This is a genomic window from Amycolatopsis xylanica (genome assembly GCF_900107045.1).
GTDB classification, from domain to species: domain Bacteria; phylum Actinomycetota; class Actinomycetes; order Mycobacteriales; family Pseudonocardiaceae; genus Amycolatopsis; species Amycolatopsis xylanica.
Window position 1 is genome coordinate 469,636 of record NZ_FNON01000005.1, and the last position, 18,435, is coordinate 488,070.

The window sequence follows — 18,435 nt, forward strand, 5'->3', positions numbered from 1 at the left end:
GGACCCGGCTCGCAGTCGGTGGGCTTGGGTCAGGGCCTCCCTCACCCGAACCCACCGAGTCAGGGCCTCCCTCACCCGAAATATCGGGTGAGGGAGGCCCTGACCACCTGCAACCGGGTGAGGAAGGCCCTCACCCAGCCGCATCGGGCACGCCACATTTGCCCTCCCCCTCAATAACCGGCCAAAACACTCACGACCCCCGGCGACGGGATCCCCTCGCGCCAGCCGGACACGGCTTGCGCGAGTGGTACCTCTGCTCCGTTGGACGCAGCAGAGGTACCACTCGCGCCGACACCCACCCTGATCCGAGCCTGGTCACGCAGCGAGGGCACCCCCGAGTGCTTACTACGCGCTCAAGGGCACCCTCGCTTCACAGAGCACCCACCTCGAACCCGGCCAAGGAAATCCGCGCCGCCAGCCCCGGAACACGCCATATCTGACCTGCCCTCAATAGCTTGGTGAGGGAGGCCCTCACTGCGCGGGCTCGGGTGAGGGAGGCCCTCACTGCGCGGGCTCGGGTGAGGGAGGCCCTCACTGCGCGGGCTCGGGTGAGGGAGGCCCTCACTGCGCGGGCTCGGGTGAGGGAGGCCCCCACCGCGCAGGCTCGGGTGAGGGAGGCCCTCACTGCGCGAGCCTGTATGAGGGGAGCCTTCATCCAGCCATGCGTGATGAGGGGAGCCTTCATACAGCGTGGGTCGGATGAAAGGAGCCTTCATACGGCGTGGGTGTGATGAAGGGAGCCCTCATACAACCCCGCGTGACCCAGGCCGATCCCAGGGTCGTGAGTGTTCCGGCCGGTTAGAACCGGCCGCAACACTCACGACCGCAGCGAGGCGAAGACCGCGTTCACGAGCGCCATCTTGCGCGGGTCGTCGCGCAGGAGCGGGCCCATCTGGTTCATCGTGTAGCCGAAGGCGATCCCGGCCTCGGGATCCGCGCCGCCGGTGGACCCGCCGAAACCGTCATGGCCGAACGCGCGCGGGTTGGGACCAAAGGCCTTCTCCTCGCTGCCGAGATAGAACCCGAGCGCCCACTCGTTGCCGAGGCCGCCGACGAGGTCGACTTCACGGCCTTGGCCCGTGCGCGCGGTTTCCACCGTCTGCGCAGACAAAAGCGAGCCGTCGAGCAGCGCGCCGTACAGCGAGGCGATCGCGCGGGCGGTGGCGTGGCCGTTGGCCGCGGGGATCTGGGCGGAGCGCCAGGCCGGGTCGTTCGCGTGGTGGCCTTCGATCCGGGGGTTGACCAGTGCGGCGAGCGCGACCGGGCCGGCGTTGGCGAAGGCCGTCGCGAGCGCGCTGGCGGCTTCGGAGGTCATCACCGGCTCGACCATCTCGGAGCAGCGTCCGTGCTCGGACGCGGGGAGTCCGATGTGGAAGTCGAGGCCGAGCGGGCCGGCGACGTTCTCCTGGAAGTACGTGCCGACCGGCTGGCCGGTGATCCGGCGGATGACCTCGCCGACCATGAAGCCGTACGACATCGCCTGGTAGCCGCTCGCGGTGCCCGGCTCGAAATGCGGGGCCTGGGCGGCCAGCAGCGCGGTCATCGCGTCCCAGTCGAGCACGGTCTCGAGGCCGATCGGATGGTCGAGGCCGACGCCGGTCACCCCGGAGCGGTGGGAAAGCAGCCACCGCACCGGGATGTCCTGCTTGCCCGCTGCCGCGAACTCCGGCCAGTAGCGGGCGACGGGCGCGTCGAGGTCCAGCAGCCCGCGCTCGGCGAGCTGGTGCGCGCAGACCGCGACCGCGCCCTTCGTGGTGGACCAGACGTTGGTCAGCGTGTCCGCCGCCCACGGCCTGGTCTTGTCCGCGTCCGCCCACCCCGCCCACAGGTCGACGACCGTCGCACCGTTATGGGTCACCGCGAACGCGGCGCCCAGTTCCCCCCTGGCGTGGAAGTTCTCCTCGAAGGCCCGGCGAACCGGCTCGAAGCCTGCCGCGCACTCGCCGTGTATCTGGACTGTGAGGGTCTGGTTCGCCATGGGGGCGCTCCCTTGGTCAGCGTTGACGCGAGGACACCGACTGGTCGGTATGTCGTAGCATGTGAGCCGTCGTGACCGAAGTCAAGGAGCACTACCAGCCGGAGCCGCGCGGCTACGCTAAGGCGGGAATCCTTGGTACGTAACGTGAAAGCAGTGAAGCGTTGGCGGCATCGCCGCCTTCGACGTTGGAGCTTCGCCACAGTGGCACGTCGACGCCTGCCGCCGTACCGAGGTCCAGCACGCGCGTCAGCACGAGGTTCCACAGGTAGGCGTTGACCACAGTGGACAGCGGCGCGGTGACCGGCGCCTCGGCGGGGTAGCTGGAGTCGCCGACCCTGATGCCGGTGTCGATCACGACCGTGCCCTCGGCGGCCAGCGTCGAGGACGAGCGCTTCGGCGCCGCCGCGATGCACGCGCGCGAGGTCACCGAGATCACCGACGCGCCGCGCTTCTTGGCGCTGATGGCCAGCTCGACCGGGTACGGGTTGACGCCCGAGGTGGAGAACACGACCAGCACGTCGCCGGGGCCCGGCGGCTTCTGGTCGAGCACCTCGTCGGCCAGCCCGCTGCGGCGCTCGGTGGCGGTGCTGTGCTGCGCGCCGTGCAGCGGCAGCAGCTCCGGGTGGTAGAGCGGGTACACGTTGGCCAGCCCGCCCGCGCGGTAGAAGGTCTCCGCGACCGCGGCCAGCGAGTGCCCGGCGCCCGCGCTGAACACCAGCGCGTCGGCGCGGATGGTGTCCAGGATCAGCCCGGCGGCCTCGTCGATCTGCTTCTCGTTCGTCCGTTGCGCTTCGGTCAGGATCTCCGAGGCTTGGTCCCACAGTTGAGTGGTGCTCACCACACCCGCCCTTCCAGTTGACGATCAGCGGCGAATCTATCGCGCGAGGACCGGGAATAGCGGGACAGAATGGCCGGGTTGGGCTGGTTGGACGCGCCGGTCCCAGCTGACGGGAGGAGTACACGGGTGAGTGACGGGCTTCCGGTGGTGACGGTCCGGCGGGCGGCCGGACCGGTGCGGGCGGTGGTACTGGTGCTGCACGGCGGCGCCGAGCGCGGGCTGAGCCCGACCAAGCCGTGGCGGCTGGCGTATCTGCGGATGGTGCCGCTGGCGAAGGCGGTGCACCGGGCGGCGCGCGGGCGCGGGGTCGAGGTCTGGCAGCTGCGCAACCGCGTCCGCGGCTGGAACGCCCCCGACCTCGATCCGGTCAAGGACGCCCGCTGGGCGCTGGAGCGGATCCACGCCGAGCACCCCGGGGTGCCGATCATCCTCATCGGCCACTCGATGGGCGGACGGGTGGCGTTCCGCGTCGCCGACGACCCGGCCGTGGTGGCCGTCTGCGGGCTCGCGCCGTGGACACCGGCGCGGGAGCCGGTAGGGGCGCTGGACGGGCGGACCGTGCTCATCGTGCACGGCACCAGCGACCGGATGACCGATCCGGCCGAGTCCTTCTTCTACGCGGGCCGCGCGCAGCCGGGCGCGACCAGGCTCGCCCGGTTCGAGGTGGCCGAGGAGGGGCACGCGATGCTGCGCCGGGCCGGGGTCTGGACCCGGCTGGTGGTGGCGTTCGTGCTCGACGTCGTATCGGGTGAATCCGGCGACGAGACATTGGCCTCGGCCTGGACCAAGCCGGCGGCGGAGCGGCTGCGAATCCCGGTGTGAACCGCCGGGCTGGAATACCATGGGGTATCGGCGGAATGAGGTTGGGAGGAACTGCCTTGACCACGTCGAGCGTTGACCGGAACGCGCGCCGGGAGTCCGAAGAGGACCGTTGGCCGGGACTGGCGGACGCGCCGCGTTCGCCGCTGCGCGCTCGCATCGCCGAGAGCCTGTTCCGCCGGGCCGTGCGCCCGCTGGACGTGCGCGTCGTCTTTCCCGGTGGCGAGGTGCTGGGCTCGGGTGGCGAAGGCGCGCCCGAGATGCGGCTGCACCGGCCGTCGGCGTTCTTCCACCGGCTCGGGGTGGACGCGAAGATCGGCTTCGGTGAGTCCTATATGGCCGGTGACTGGAGCTCCGACCGCCTGGCGGAGCTGCTCACCCCGTTCGCCGCGCGGATGGCGACGCTGATTCCGCCCGCGCTGCAACGGTTCCGCCGGTTCGTCGACCGGCGGCACCCGGCGAGTGAGCGGAACACCATCGAGGGCGCGCGGGCGAACATCCACCGCCACTACGACCTGTCCAACGACCTGTTCGCCACCTTCCTCGACGAAACGATGATGTACTCGTCGGCGTTGTTCGGCCCGGGCGACGACCTCTCCGCCGCACAGCACCGCAAGATCGACAGCGTGCTCGACTACGCGGGCGTGCGCGAGGGCAGCGACGTGCTCGAGATCGGCACCGGCTGGGGCGAGCTCGCCATCCGCGCTGCCCGGCGCGGCGCGCGGGTGACGTCGCTGACCATCTCGGAGGAGCAGCGGGCGCTGGCGACCCGCCGGATCGCCGAAGCGGGGCTGAGCGACCGCATCGACGTCCAGTTGTGCGACTACCGTCACTCCGAGGGCGAGTACGACGCCGTCGTGAGCGTCGAGATGATCGAGGCGGTCGGCGCCGATTACTGGCCGACGTTCTACGCCACGATCGGGCAGCGGCTACGGCCGGGCGGGCGGTTCGGGCTGCAGGCCATCACCATGAACCACGACCGGATGCTGGCGAGCGCGGCCTCCTACACCTGGGTGCACAAGTACATCTTCCCCGGCGGGCTGATCCCGTCGGTCGTCTCGATCGAGCAGGGACTGGCCGAACACGCTCAGCTCACCTCACAGGGACTGCGTGAGTTCGGGCAGGACTACGCGCGCACGCTGAAAATGTGGCGCGAGCGGTTCACCCAGCGGTGGGCCGAGGTCGCCGATCATGGCTTCGACGAGGTGTTCCGCCGCATGTGGGAGTTCTATCTCGCCTACTCGGAGGCCGGTTTTCGCTCCGGTTACCTCAAGGTGCACCAGTTTGGGTTCGTCCGATAACGGGCAAATACCCAACCTGTCGGGGTGCCGCGCGTCCTTACACAGAGGGCCTGCGGTTCACTGGGGGCCCCAGACGCCGATGAGAACGGGTGATGAGCGATGAGTTACGGCGGCAACGACGGCGGCTACCGGCCGCCCGCGAGGCCTCGCCAGTCCTCACCGCGGCCACGGCAGCACACCAGGATGATGCCGCTGCCGGGCCACTCCGACCGGAGCGACTACTACGACGACTCACCGGTACGCACGCCGCCACCGCCGCCTCCGCCCCGGCAGATGCCTCCTCAGGAGCAGCCGCCGATGGGCGGCCAGCGTCCGCCTCGGCGGCGTAAATGGGGCTTCGGGCGCGTGCTGCTCACGATCCTGCTCGTGTTCGTGGTGTTCCTCGCGGGTGTGTGGGTGTACCTCGAGTTCTCGATCAACCGCACCGACGCGGTACACGATTACTCGGGCCGGCCGGCGGCCGCTTCGGGCACCAACTGGCTCATCGTGGGCTCCGACAGCCGCGACGGCCTGACCGAGGCCGACATCGAGCGACTGTCCACAGGGGACAGCAAGGCGGCCGGTGGCGGCAAGCGCACCGACACGATCATGGTCGCGCACATCCCCGACAACTCCACCACGCCGACGCTGCTGAGCCTGCCGCGTGACTCACAGGTCAAGATTCCCGGCCACGGCACCAACAAGATCAACGCCGCGTTCTCACTCGGCGGCGCCCCGCTGCTGCTGGAGACCGTCGAAGGCGCGACCGGGCTGCGCATGGACCACTACGCCGAGATCGGCTTCGGCGGGTTCGCGAAGATCGTCGACGCGATCGGCGGCGTGAACATGTGCCTGGACAAGGAAATGGACGACACCATGACCGGGGTCAAGCTCCAGCCGGGGTGCCAGGACCTCGACGGCGCGCAGGCGCTCGGCTTCGTCCGGATGCGGCACAGCTCGGCGACCCCGCGCTCGGACCTCGACCGGGTGGCCAACCAGCGCAAGTTCATCGGCGCCATGGTCAGCGAGATCGCCAGCCCCGGCACGCTGCTCAACCCGTTCGACCTGTTCCCGCTGCTGGCCACCGCGCCGGACGCGCTGACCATCGACTCCGGCGACCACCTGCACAACCTGGTGGGCCTGGCGATGGCGATGCGCGGCATCTCCACCGGCGGCGTCGTCACCACCACCGTGCCGATCACGGACGCGTCCGCGGAGCGGTGGGACAAGGTCAAGTCCAAGGCGCTGTTCGACGCGATGCGCGACGACACGGCCATCCCGGACAACGTGATCGTGAATTAAGTGCTCGTGAATTAGCTGGCACGGCCAGGGTTTCCGCGGGACCATGCTCCGATGGAGCGACCCGCGGAAACCCTGCCCGGTCCGGACTTCGAACTGCGGCGCTGGCGAGCGTCCGACGCCGGGCTGGTGCACAGCGCGGTCAACAGCTCGCTGAGCCACCTCGAACCCTGGGTCGGCTGGGTCGCCAACGGCTACTCGATGGCCGACGGGACCGAGTTCGTCACCCGCGCCCGCGAGACCTGGGAAGCCGGGAAGACCTTCGACTACAAGATCCTCGTCGGCGGCGAGCTGGCGGGCGCGTGCGGGCTGATGACCCGGCGCGGGCACGGCGGCCTGGAGATCGGGTACTGGCTCACGCCCGGGCACACCGGCCGCGGCCTGATGACGCGGGTCAGCGCCGTGCTCGTCGACGAAGCGTTCCGCGTCGGCGCCACCCGGGTCGAGATCATGCACGACGAGAAGAACGTCCGCAGCGGCGCGATCCCGCGCAGGCTCGGGTTCACCGAGGTCGAGCGGCACGAGGCCGACGAACCCGGCGGCTGGGCCTGCAACGGCGTTCACATCGTGTGGCGGCTCACGAATCCTGGCGGTCCCGCAGCACCTTGAGCGCGGTGTCCGCGTGGATCGTGAAGTTCAGCTCGCTCTTGATGACCTCGAGGACCTTGCGGTCGGTGTCGATGACGAACGTGTGCCGTTTCGCGTGCAGCAGCGGGTTGAAGCGGCGCCAGACTCCGAACTTCTTGGCGACCTCACCGTCCTCATCGGACAGAAGCGGGTAGTCGAAGCCGTTGGCGTCGGAGAACATCCGCTGCTTCGCGACCGAGTCGGGGCTGATGCCGACCCGCTGCGCGCCGACCTCGGCGAACTCGGCGGCCAGGTCGCGGAAGTGGCAGCTCTCCGCCGTGCAGCCGCCGGTCATCGCGGCCGGGTAGAAGAACAGGACCACCGGCCCCTTCGTGAGGAACTCCGACAGTGTGCGCTCCTCACCCTGGTCGTCGAGCAGGGTGAAGTCCGGGGCGAGGTCTCCCTGGTCCATGGAGGTCCTTTCGGGGTCGACGGCGGTTCTCACCGGTATTCGGCGCCGCTGCCGCCCGGGATTGCCCCAACTTAGTCCGCGTGCCGCTCGATCAGCTCGTCGACCTCGTCCCCGGTGGCGGTCTCCGCGACGAACGCGCCGCGCGCGGCGAGGACGCCGAGCGACTTGAGCTTGGCGGCCTGCTCGTCGTGGCGGACGCCCTCGGCGCCGATGCGCAGGCCCAGTTCGCGGGCACGGGTGACGAGCTGGCCAAGGTGACGGTCGGCGGCGTCGCCGGGGGTGTCGGCGAGCGCGTCGATGACCGCGCCGGACAGGATCACGTGCTGCACCGGCAACCGGTGCTGCGGGATCAGTTCCAGGTCGGCGCTGCCGGTGACCGTCAGCACCAGCTTGGCGCCGAGGTCGGCGAGGACCGCGAACGAGTCGAGCACCTCGCCGCGGGTGTCGAGCACGGACTCGCGGTCCGTGCAGAGCCGCAGCGCCTGCGCGGGCAGGTTGTGGCGGTCCAGCTGCTCCTTGACGAGCAGCACCAGGTCGGGGTCGATGGCGAGCCGGTTCGGCAGCCGGATGCAGACGTCCGGCGCCGCCGGGCCGAATCTGGACCGCCAGCGCGAGGTCGCCGCGAGCGACTCGGCCAGCAGCCAGCGCCCGAGTGGGATGGTCATGCCGGTGGTCTGGGCGAGCGGGTAGAACTCGTCGGAGTCGAGCTCGCCGAGCTCGGGGTGGTTCCAGCGCAGGCCCGCGTTGACCGCGGCGAGTTCGTCGGGCTTGGCGAGCTTGACCGTCGGCTGGTAGATGAGCGAGAACTCGCCGTTCTCCAGCGCGCCCGCGATCACGGCGCCGAGCTGGTAGCGCGCCCGGTCACGGGCGTCGAGCTCGGGATCGAACAGCATCCACTGCGCCTTGCCCGCCTCTTTCGCGCGGTGCAGCGCGATTTCGGCCGCGCGCAGCAGCTCCTCCGGCCCGCCGTCGGTGACCGAGCGGACGACGATGCCCGCGCTCGCGCTGACGCCGATGCCGTGGCCGCCCAGGTAGATCGGCTCCGCGAGGTCCTCGAGCGCGCGCTCGACGAGCCCGATCACCTCGGTCGGCGCGATGTCGGCGCCGTGCAGCAGGATGCCGAAGCCGTCACCGGAGAGCCGGGAGACGAAGCCGTCGTGCACCGGCGTGAACACCGCGGACAGTTTGCTCGCGACCCCGCGCAGCACCTGGTCGCCGACGCCGGCGCCGAGCCCGTCGTTGATCACCTTGAAGCCGTCGATGTCCAGGTAGATCAGCGCGATCTGGCCGCCGGCCCTGGTGCCGAGCGCGGATTCGAGCTTCGTCTTGAAGCGCGACGCGTTGGGCAGGCCGGTCAGCGCGTCGTGGATGTTCTGGTGCCGCAGCGTTTCCTGCAGCAGGTGCACCTCGTTGGCGTCGGACACCATGAGCATCGGGTACTGCGCGCCGGGCGCGTCGCCGGGCAGGTAGGCGAGCGTGACGTCGGTCCAGAGCTGGCCGTCCTCGGCGTGCTGCAGCAGCACGCGCTCGCGGAACCGGGCGAGGGTGGGGGAGTTGAGGTCTTCGAGTCCGATGCGGAGCGTCGTGGCGTCGCGCTCGGTGGCGGCGAGGCCGCTGATCGTCCTGCCGCGCAACGATTCCGGCGCGCAGCCGAGCAGTTCGCCGAGCGCGTCGTTCGCCTCGACGATGACCCCGTCGCGGTCGGCGAGCGCGATGCCGGTCGGGGAGGCGGAGTACAGCGCCGCGAACCGCTGGAGCGCGGCGGACTGCGCGGCCTTGGCGCTGGCGAGCGCGTCGTTCGCGACTTTCAGCAGGATGCCTTCGAGCTCCTCCGGGGGAAGGGATACTCCTTTAGTGTCGGCCAACGCCGCCGCCCACTCGCGGGCGACGTCCACCAACCCTGGCGCGGCACCAGGTTCCGGCACACTCCACCTCTTCACACGGGGATTAACGCCAGGTCAAGGCATGTGCGGTCGGCACAAGCCCAATACTGGCGGAGAGTCATGCCACGCCATCATGTGCAATGGGGGGTGTCTACCGGCTGAAAGAGTGATCATCGCGCAGGAATTGACTACTCTGCGTGACGTGTCCCGAATGGGCTCTTCCAACCGTGTTAACGCTTGACCAAGTGCACCGGCAGACCGTCGACGGGCACCGGTAAGGATACATAGTCCCAGCGTGCGGTGTAAGCCGCGGGCACATGCCACTCGTAGTGGCGCAGCATCTCGTGGAGCAGCGCTTTCACTTCCAGCATCCCGAAATGCAGCCCGATGCACTTGTGCGCGCCGCCGCCGAACGGCATCCAGGCGAACCGGTGCGCCTTGTCCTCGCGGCGCGGCTCGGCGAAGCGTTCCGGGTCGAACTCGTGCGGGTTCGTCCAGTGCGCGGTGTCGAAATGGTTGGCCGTGGGCGAAACGCTGACCATCATGCCCCGGGGCAGGTGGAAGCCGAGCAGTTCGGTGTCCTTGACGGTCTGCCTGGCCATGGTCGGCACCGGCGGCACGAGCCGCAGTGACTCCTTGATGACCAGTTCGAGCGTCTGAAGGCTTTCGAGTGCTTCGATGTCCGGGATGCCGTCGCCGAGCCGCAGCGACTCCTCGCGGGCTTTTTCCTGCCAGTGCGGGTATTTCGCCAGGTAGTAGGCGGCGGTGGTGCTGGTGATGGTGCTCGTGTCGTGCGCGGCCATCATCAGGAAGATCATCTGGTTGACGACGTCCTCGTCGGTGTACCGCTCACCGTCCTCTGTGGACGCGTGGCACAGCGCGGAGAACAGGTCGCCGCCGTCGTGGCGGCGCTTGGCCGCGAGGTTGCGGCCGAAGTAGGCCTCCAGCGTCCTGCGTCCGCGCAGCCCGGCCGCCCAGCGCCCGCCTGGCACGGGGTAACGGACGATCGCCGTGCCAGCGCGGACGGCGTCCACGAACGCGCGGTTGATCGCGTCGGCGTCGTGGCCGCTGGGCATGTCCATGAACACGCGGCTCGCGATGTCGAGCGTGAGCTGCTTGAGCGCCCGGTAGAGCCGGGGGTGCGGATCGGCGGCGAGCGCGCGGACGCCGTCGCGGACCGTCGGGCCCATCTGCGCGACGTAGCCGGTGAGCCGGTCGCGGGTGAACGCCTGCTGCATGATCCGGCGATGCATGTGGTGCTCGGCGAAGTCCAGCAGCATCAGCCCGCGCGGGAAGAACTTGCCGATGAAGAACTGCCACGCCTCCTGGGAGAACGCCTTGTCCTTGTTGGTCAGCACGGCCTGCGTGGCGTCCGCGCCGCTGACCGTGATGATGCGGTTGCCGAACGCGCCCATCCAGGAGACGGGGCCGAACTCGGCGAAGCGCTGCAGGCCGAACTCCTGGCCGAACCGCATGAAGCTGAGCGAGTGCCCGATGACGGGCGCGCCGGGGTCGCCGAGTATCGGCTTGAGGCCCTCGGGGGCCGGCGCGAGTTCGCTGACCGGGCCGTGACTGGTGAGCCAGCGGCGGTCGACCGAGCGGGGCAAGGGCAGTGAGGTCAGCGGTGGTACCCGATCGAGCAGTTTGCCGACGGCACTCGTCATCTGCGCACCTCTCCTCGCCGAGAAGCCCAGCCTCCTACCATCCTCCTCTGTTGGCGCAACGTCAACAGCGCGTTCGATCAAGTCGTAGGCCACCCCGGCCACCCCGGGATAAAGCGGGCTTTATCCCGGGGTGGCATAAAGCCCGCTTTATCCCGGCTACGTCAGCTCGGCGCGGACGTGGTGCGCGGCCGCGACCAGGTTGCGCAGCGCGGGTTCGACCTCCGCGTAGCCCCGGGTCTTGAGGCCGCAGTCGGGGTTGACCCAGACCCGCTCGGGCGGCACGGCGCCGATCGCGGTCCGCAGGAGGCCGGTGACCTCGTCGATGGTCGGGACGCGCGGTGAGTGGATGTCGTAGACACCCGGCCCGACGCCGCGGCCGAAGCCGGCCGAGCTCAGGTCGGCGAGCACCTCCATCTTCGAGCGGGTGGCCTCGATGCTGGTCACGTCGGCGTCGAGGGCGTCGATCGCGGGCAGCACCTCGCCGAACTCCGAGTAGCACATGTGCGTGTGGATCTGGGTGGAGTCCGAGATGCCCGAGGTGGCGAGCCGGAACGAGTCGACCGCCCACGCGAAGTACGCCTCGTGCTCGGCCGCACGCAGGGGCAGCAGCTCACGCAGCGCGGGCTCGTCGACCTGGATGATCCGGATGCCCGCCGACTCCAGGTCGTGCACCTCGTCGCGGATGGCCAGCGCGACCTGGCGCGCGGTCTCGCCCAGCGGCTGGTCGTCGCGGACGAACGACCACGCGAGGATCGTCGCAGGGCCGGTGAGCATGCCCTTCACCGGCTTGCCGGTCAGCGCCTGGGCGTAGCGCGCCCACTCGACGGTCATCGGCGCCGGGCGCGAGACGTCGCCGTACAGGATCGGCGGCCGGACGCAGCGCGAGCCGTAGGACTGGACCCAGCCGAACTCCGTCGCGGCGAACCCGGTCAGCTGCTCGGCGAAGTACTGGACCATGTCGTTGCGCTCGGGCTCGCCGTGCACGAGCACGTCGAGGCCGAGATCTTCCTGCAGCCGCACCACTTTGTCGATCTCGGCGTGCATCGCGGCGCGGTAGTCGTCGTCGCCGAGCTTGCCCGCCCGGTGCGCGGCACGGGCCTTGCGGACCTCGGCGGTCTGGGGGAAGGAGCCGATGGTCGTGGACGGCAGCGCGGGCAGTCGCAGCGTCTTCTGCTGGGCGGCCGCGCGCTGGGCGTACGGCGGCCTCCGCGTGTGCTCGGGACGCAGCGCCCGCAACCGCGCGCGGACGCGGTCGTCGACCAGATCCTTCGCCGTGGCACGGCTTTTCGTGGCCGCGCGCGCTTGGGTGAGGTCGACGTCCTCGCGCAGCGCGCGCCCGATCAGCACGACCTCACCGACCTTCTGCCGCGCGAACGCCAGCCACTCGCTGACCCGGCCGAGGTCCTCGCGCTCGACGTCGTAGGGAACATGCAGCAGCGAACACGAAGTCGACACGCCGACCTGCCCGGCCGTCCCGAGCAGCGTCGCCGCCTTGCTCAGCGCGGCGTCGATGTCGACGCGCCAGATGTTGCGCCCGTCGACAACACCCGCGACGACTTCCTTGTCCCTGAGCGCACCTTCGGCCGCGACAGCGTCCACTTCGGACGGATCGGTCACCAGATCGACGGCCAGCGCCTCGATGGGCGAGCGCGCCAGCACTCCCAGCGCCTTACCCAGCTTGCCGAAGTATCCCGCGACCAGCACCTTCGGCCGCAGCGTCAGCCCGCCGAGCACGCGGTAGGCGTACGACAGCAGCTGAAGCTCCCGGTCCGTGCGGTCACCCGCGAAGGCGGGCTCGTCGAGCTGGACCCACTGCACGCCCGCTTGGTGCAGCTGGGCGAACAGCTCGGTGTAGGCGACGAGCAGCTGGTCCAGCAGCCGCAGCGGATCGAAGCCCTCGGTCGTCGGCTTGGAGAGCAGCAGGTAGGTGAGCGGGCCGACGAGCACCGGCCGGGTCTCGCTGTTCGCCTCGCGATACTCGTCGAGCGGCTTGGTGCCGCTGAGCGCGAAGCAGGTGTCCGGGCCCAGTTCGGGCACTAGGTAGTGGTAGTTGGTGTCGAACCACTTCGTCATCTCCAGCGCGGGCGCTTCCTGGACACCGCGCGCGGCGGCGAAGTAGGTGTCCAGCGGCGAAAGCCCGAGGTCGGTGAACCGCTTCGGCAGCGCGCCGAACAGCACGGTCGTGTCGAGCATCTGGTCGTAGAAGGAGAAGGTGTTCGACGGGACCGTGTCCAGCCCGGCCGCCCGCAGCTCGTCGACCGTGGTGGTGCGCAGCCTCGCGGCTGTTTCTTGGAGTGTGGTCTCGTCGATCCGGCCCGCCCAGTAGGCCTCGACGGCCTTCTTGAGTTCCCGGTCGGGACCGATCCGGGGGTAGCCCAGCACGGTCGTGCCGATGCGTGTGGTCACAGCTCTCTCCTCGCGAGCTCGTCGAAGGAGCCCGTGCGCGCGGAAAGACACCATGACGTGTCGTGCCCTCCCGCGAGGCCCGGACTCGCGCATGCCGTCGGCACACGCACCACGGGCAGGTCTTCGGACTCGTGGGCGTCACGCTCGGTCCTACTCGCCGTCGCTTCCCGGACTCGCGTCCAGTGCTTGACCTCTCGGTGACGGCTTTCGTTCCCACATACCGCTGCGGGGCAGTCCCGGATTCACACCGGGTTCCCTGTTGCCTCCCCTTGGCACGACTTGCCACGCCAAGGGGAACCAGTGGCGTAGCCGAGCGTAGCGGTTCTCGCCGCCTGGGTCTTGATCACTCCCAGTCCGTGGAAGGATCCGTCAGGTCCAGGGTCGTGAGTGTTGCGGCCGGTTCTAACCGGCGAAAACACTCACGACCCCCTCAGTCACCTCGCCCTGGCGGAGCACACGAGGTGATCAACCGCAGCCAATGGACGAATCTGGCCGCTCAACGTCCAGATTCCACCACTCGCGAAGATCAACTCATCCGCCGCGCCACAGTTGCCTTGCCTGCAAGTGGAACCGGCCGGAACACTCACGACCCTCGACCGTAGTGAGCTTCCAGCCGAGCCGACGTACGCGGACGGACGGGACCCGTACACAGATGGACGACACGCGTGCATGGACGGACGACACGCGTGCACAGATGGACGACACGTCACCAAAAACGAACGCCACGTTCGTCACGGTGACCATGGCGAACGTGGCGTTCGTTTCCGCGCCTGGCAGTTCACAGGGGGTCGTGCGCGTTGCGGGCGGTTGTTGAGGGGAAGGGCAAATGTGGCGTGCCCGATGCGGCTGGGTGAGGGCCTTCCTCACCCGGTTGCAGGTGGTCAGGGCCTCCCTCACCCGACATTTCGGGTGAGGGAGGCCCTGACTCGGTGGGTTCGGGTGAGGGAGGCCCTGACCCAAGCCCACCGACTGCGAGGCGGGTCCCTCGGGGGTCGTGAGTGTTTAGGCCGGTTAGAACCGGCCGTACCACTCACGACCCCCGAGCCCAAGCCGACAGTCACGCCACCTTTGCGTTCCCCCTCAATAGAACCGCCCGCAACGCTCACGAGTCCGTCAGGCTCAGTCCCAGTCGAGGGCGCCGCCCGACTGGTACTCGATGACGCGGGTCTCGAAGAAGTTCTTCTCCTTCTTCAGGTCCATCGCCTCGGACATCCAGGGGAAGGGGTTCTCCTCCTGGCCGAAGATCGGCGCGAGGCCGATCTGCTGGGCGCGGCGGTCGGTGATGAAGTGCATGTACTGCTCGCACAGCTCCGCCGAGAGGCCGAGCATGCCGCGGGGCATGGTGTCGCGGGCGTAGGCGACCTCGAGCTCGCAGGCCTCGGTGAGCATGTCGCGGATCTCGGCCTGGAACTCCGGGGTCCACAGGTGCGGGTTCTCGATCTTGATCTGGTTGATGCAGTCGATGCCGAAGTTCAGGTGGATCGACTCATCACGCAGGATGTACTGGTACTGCTCGGCGATGCCGATCATCTTGTTGCGGCGGCCCAGCGAGAGGATCTGGGCGAAGCCGGTGTAGAACCACATGCCCTCGAAGATCACGTAGAACGCGACGAGGTCACGCAGGAAGGCCTGGTCGGCCTCCGGGGTGCCGGTCTCGAAGTCCGGGTTCTCCAGGTTCTGGGTGTGCTTGAGCGCCCAGGCGTCCTTGGCGGAGATCGACGGGACCTCGCGGTACATGTTGAACAGCTCGCCCTCGACCAGGCCGAGGCTCTCGCAGATGTACTGGAAGGTGTGCGTGTGCACGGCCTCCTCGAACGCCTGGCGCAGCAGGTACTGGCGGCACTCGGGGTTGGTGATCTGGCGGTACACCGCGAGCACGATGTTGTTGGCCACCAAGGACTCCGCGGTCGCGAAGAAGCCGAGGTTGCGCTTGAGCATCTGGCGCTCGTCGTCGGTCAGGCCGTCCTTGGACTTCCAGAGCGCGATGTCCGCCTGCATGGCGACCTCGGTCGGCATCCAGTGGTTGTTGCAGCCGGCGAGGTACTTCTCCCAGGCCCAGGTGTACTTCATCGGCAGGAGCTGGTTGACGTCGGCGCGGGCGTTGATCATGCGCTTGTCGTCGACGTTGATGCGCGCGGCGCCGACCTCGATCTCGCCGAGGCCCGTCGCGTCGGCGAGCTGGGGGTCCACTGTGGTCATGAATAGGCTCCAGAAGGCGTTGAGGGTCGTGAGTGATGCCGACGGTTCTGACCGTCGGCATCACTCACGAGCAGTTGTTACTGGCAGGCTTCGCAGTCGGGGTCGTCGATGCGGCAGGCGGCGCCTTCGGCAGCCACGAAGTCCACATCGGACACCGCGGGCATCTCCTTCGGCTCCGCCTTCACCGCGGGGGCCGCGACCGGGACCACGGCGGGCGGAGCGGCGGCGGGGGCCGGGGTGGCCGAGACGGCGTTCAGCTTGCCGTCGGTGCCGCGCAGGGTCGACTTCTCGACGTGCGTGGCCGACTGGGCGCGCAGGTAGTAGGTCGTCTTGAGACCCTTGTGCCACGCGTAACGGTACAGCTCGTCGAGCTTGCGGCCGCTCGGCGCCGCGATGTAGAGGTTGAGCGACTGCGCCTGGTCGATCCACTTCTGGCGACGCGAGCCCGCGTCGATCAGCCAGCGGCTCTCCACCTCGAACGCGGTGGCGTACAAGGCCTTCAGGTCGTCGGGCACGCGGTCGATCTGGCCGAGGCTGCCGTCGAAGTACTTCAGGTCCGAGACCATGACCTCGTCCCAGAGCCCGCGCTCCTTGAGGCTCTTGACCAGGTGCGGGTTGACCACGGTGAAGTCGCCGGACATGTTCGACTTGACGAACAGGTTCTGGAACAGCGGCTCGATCGACTGCCCGACCCCGCAGATGTTGGAGATCGTCGCGGTCGGCGCGATCGCCATCACGTTGGAGTTGCGCATACCCACGGTCTTGACGCGCTCGCGCAGCGGCGCCCAGTCCAAAGTGGACGAGGTGTCGACGTCGAGCGCGTCACCCTGGCGGGCGTCGATGAGCAGCTGCAGCGAGTCGATCGGCAGGATGCCGCGGCTCCACAGCGAACCCTCGAAGGTCTGGTACTGGCCGCGCTCCTCGGCGAGGTCGGTCGACGCCGAGATCGCGTAGTAGGAGATGTGCTCCATGCTCTGGTCGGCGAACTGCACGGCCGCGTCGGACGAGAGCGGCAGGCCGAGCTCGAACAGCGCGTCCTGGAAGCCCATCAGGCCGAGGCCGATGGGGCGGTGGCGCAGGTTGGACCGGCGCGCTTCCGGGATCGTGTAGAAGTTGATGTCGATGACGTTGTCGAGCATGCGGACCGCGGTGCGCACGGTCTTCTCGAGACGCTGGGTGTCGAGGCCATCGGGCGTGACGTGCTTGAGCAGGTTGACCGAGCCCAGGTTGCAGACCGCGACCTCGTCGACGCTGGTGTTCAGCGTGATCTCGGTGCACAGGTTGGACGAGTGCACGACGCCGGTGTGCTGCTGCGGCGAGCGCAGGTTGCACGGGTCCTTGAAGGTGATCCACGGGTGGCCGGTCTCGAACAGCATGGTCAGCATCCGGCGCCACAGCTCCACGGCGCGGACCCGGCGGAAGACCTTCATCTCGCCGCGCTCGGCGGCGGCCTCGTACTCACGGTAGCGCTCGGCGAACGCGGTGCCGTAGAGGTCGTGCAGGTCGGGGGTCTCGTTCGGGGAGAACAGGGTCCACTGGGCGTCGGCCTCGACGCGGCGGAGGAACTCGTCGGGCACCCAGTTGGCGGTGTTCATGTCGTGGGTGCGGCGGCGGTCGTCACCGGTGTTCTTGCGCAGGTCGAGGAACTCCTCGATGTCCACGTGCCAGGTCTCGAGGTACGCGCAGGCCGCGCCCTTGCGCTTGCCGCCCTGGTTCACCGCGACCGCGGTGTCGTTGGCGATCTTGAGGAACGGCACGACACCCTGCGACTGGCCGTTGGTGCCCTTGATGTGCGCGCCGAGGCCGCGGACCGGGGTCCAGTCGTTGCCGAGGCCGCCGGAGTACTTGGCGAGCAGCGCGTTGTTCTTGTACGCCTGGAAGATCGAGTCCAGGTCGTCGTCCACAGTGGTCAGGAAGCAGGACGAGAGCTGCGGGCGCGTGGTGCCCGAGTTGAACAGCGTCGGCGTCGAAGCCATGAAGTGGAACGACGACAGCAGCTCGTAGAACTCGATCGCGCGGGCTTCGCGGTTGTCCTCGCGGATGGCCAGGCCCATGGCGACGCGCATGAAGAACGCCTGCGGCAGCTCGAACCGGACACCGTTGTGGTGCTGGAAGTACCGGTCGTACAGGGTCTGCAGGCCGAGGAAGCCGAAGTCGAGGTCGCGGTCGGGCTTGATGGCCGCGGTGATCTTGTCGAGGTCGAAGCTCAGCAGCTCGGCGTCGACCAGCTCCAGCTCGACGGCGCGGCGCAGGTAGTCGCGGAAGTACGGCGCGTACAGCGTCTCCATCTCGTCCTGGCTGGCCAGGCGCGGCGCGCCGGCGAGGTAGGACAGCGCTTCCGAGCGCAGCTTGTCGGCGAGCAGCCGGGCGCTGACGTAGGAGTAGTTCGGCTCCTGCTCGACCAGCACGCGGGCGGCCATGATCTGCGCGAGCGCGAGCTCGTCGGCGGAGATGCCGTCGTAGAGGTTGCGCTTGGCCTCGGCGAGCACGGCCTCGGCGTTGACGTCGTCGAGCCCGGCGACGGCCTCGCCCACGACGTGGGACACGCGCGCCCAGTCGAGCGGGCGGAGCTTGCCGTCGACGCCCTTGACGCTGATCGCCAGCTCGGCCGGGACCGGCGTGGTGGCCTTGCGGGCCTTCGCGCGCTCGTCGCGGTAGAGCACGTAGGCGCGGGCGACCTTGTGGTGCTCGCCGCGCATGAGCGAGAGCTCGACCATGTCCTGGATCTGCTCGATGTGCAGCGCGGTCTCGGGACCGGCGTGGCGCAGCAGCGCGGCCTCGACCTGCTGGGTCAGCTCGGACACGACGTGGTGGATGCGGGAGGACACGGCCGCGTCGCCGCCCTCGACCGCGAGGAACGCCTTCGTCATCGCCACGGAGATCTTGTTCGCGTCGAAGGGCGACACGCTGCCGTCACGCCGGATGACCCGCACCGAGGCGGGCGCGGAGTCCGGCGAAGAGGGTGGCCGCTGGTTCGTTTCCACTGACATGCGTGTCTCCAAAAGGGCGCGTTCGATCGGCACAGGGACC

The 18,435-nt window shown here is 69.0% G+C and carries 13 protein-coding genes and 1 riboswitch; of the genes, 4 read left to right on the forward strand and 9 right to left on the reverse strand.

Annotated elements, in window-relative coordinates; genetic code table 11:
- Window positions 1-370 precede the first annotated feature (370 nt).
- The 3 genes from BLV57_RS44425 to BLV57_RS25085 form a co-directional block, all read right to left on the reverse strand.
- Complete coding sequence (locus tag BLV57_RS44425) at window positions 371-685, reverse strand: pentapeptide repeat-containing protein (RefSeq protein WP_143047142.1); 315 nt, start codon at window positions 683-685, stop codon at window positions 371-373.
- A gap of 132 nt (window positions 686-817) precedes the next feature.
- Window positions 818-1,978: a serine hydrolase domain-containing protein gene (locus tag BLV57_RS25080; protein ID WP_091292644.1), complete on the reverse strand. Its 1,161-nt coding sequence runs from the start codon at window positions 1,976-1,978 to the stop codon at window positions 818-820.
- A gap of 112 nt (window positions 1,979-2,090) precedes the next feature.
- Window positions 2,091-2,819, reverse strand: coding sequence for an SIS domain-containing protein (locus BLV57_RS25085; RefSeq protein WP_091292645.1), 729 nt, complete (start codon window positions 2,817-2,819; stop codon window positions 2,091-2,093).
- A gap of 123 nt (window positions 2,820-2,942) precedes the next feature.
- On the opposite strand from BLV57_RS25085, the gene BLV57_RS25090 reads away from it, so the two are divergent.
- The 4 genes from BLV57_RS25090 to BLV57_RS25105 all read left to right on the forward strand — a co-directional run bounded on the left by BLV57_RS25090 (window position 2,943) and on the right by BLV57_RS25105 (window position 6,823).
- Window positions 2,943-3,638, forward strand: coding sequence for an alpha/beta hydrolase (locus tag BLV57_RS25090; protein WP_091292647.1), 696 nt, complete (start codon window positions 2,943-2,945; stop codon window positions 3,636-3,638).
- Between the two features lie 56 nt (window positions 3,639-3,694).
- The gene (locus BLV57_RS25095) at window positions 3,695-4,936 is read left to right on the forward strand and encodes an SAM-dependent methyltransferase (RefSeq protein WP_176968795.1); all 1,242 of its coding nucleotides are present in this window, start codon (window positions 3,695-3,697) and stop codon (window positions 4,934-4,936) included.
- A gap of 99 nt (window positions 4,937-5,035) precedes the next feature.
- Window positions 5,036-6,217, forward strand: coding sequence for an LCP family protein (locus tag BLV57_RS25100; RefSeq protein WP_091292651.1), 1,182 nt, complete (start codon window positions 5,036-5,038; stop codon window positions 6,215-6,217).
- A 51-nt stretch (window positions 6,218-6,268) separates the two neighbouring features.
- Window positions 6,269-6,823 carry a GNAT family N-acetyltransferase gene (locus BLV57_RS25105; protein ID WP_091292653.1) on the forward strand — a complete coding sequence of 185 codons (555 nt, stop codon included), beginning with the start codon at window positions 6,269-6,271 and terminating at the stop codon, window positions 6,821-6,823.
- Here the strand turns inward: BLV57_RS25105 and BLV57_RS25110 are convergent.
- The 6 genes from BLV57_RS25110 to BLV57_RS25135 form a co-directional block, all read right to left on the reverse strand.
- Entirely contained in the window at window positions 6,792-7,253 is a 462-nt protein-coding gene (locus BLV57_RS25110; protein WP_091292655.1) for a peroxiredoxin, read from the reverse strand. The two genes, BLV57_RS25105 and BLV57_RS25110, sit on opposite strands and share 32 nt — an antisense overlap.
- Window positions 7,254-7,324: 71 nt before the next feature.
- Entirely contained in the window at window positions 7,325-9,178 is a 1,854-nt protein-coding gene (locus tag BLV57_RS25115) for a diguanylate cyclase domain-containing protein (protein WP_245757507.1), read from the reverse strand.
- A 188-nt stretch (window positions 9,179-9,366) separates the two neighbouring features.
- Window positions 9,367-10,800, reverse strand: coding sequence for a cytochrome P450 (locus tag BLV57_RS25120; protein WP_091292659.1), 1,434 nt, complete (start codon window positions 10,798-10,800; stop codon window positions 9,367-9,369).
- A 156-nt stretch (window positions 10,801-10,956) separates the two neighbouring features.
- Window positions 10,957-13,206: a 5-methyltetrahydropteroyltriglutamate--homocysteine S-methyltransferase gene (gene metE / locus BLV57_RS25125; protein WP_091292661.1), complete on the reverse strand. Its 2,250-nt coding sequence runs from the start codon at window positions 13,204-13,206 to the stop codon at window positions 10,957-10,959.
- 97 nt (window positions 13,207-13,303) lie between these two features.
- A riboswitch (cobalamin riboswitch) is annotated at window positions 13,304-13,523 on the reverse strand.
- Between the two features lie 802 nt (window positions 13,524-14,325).
- On the reverse strand, window positions 14,326-15,405 hold the full coding sequence (locus BLV57_RS25130) for a ribonucleotide-diphosphate reductase subunit beta (RefSeq protein ID WP_091292663.1): 1,080 nt from the start codon (window positions 15,403-15,405) through the stop codon (window positions 14,326-14,328).
- Between the two features lie 77 nt (window positions 15,406-15,482).
- A complete protein-coding gene (locus BLV57_RS25135; protein WP_091292665.1) occupies window positions 15,483-18,395 on the reverse strand; it encodes a ribonucleoside-diphosphate reductase subunit alpha in 2,913 nt (970 codons plus the stop codon).
- Between the last annotated feature and the right edge of the window lie 40 nt (window positions 18,396-18,435).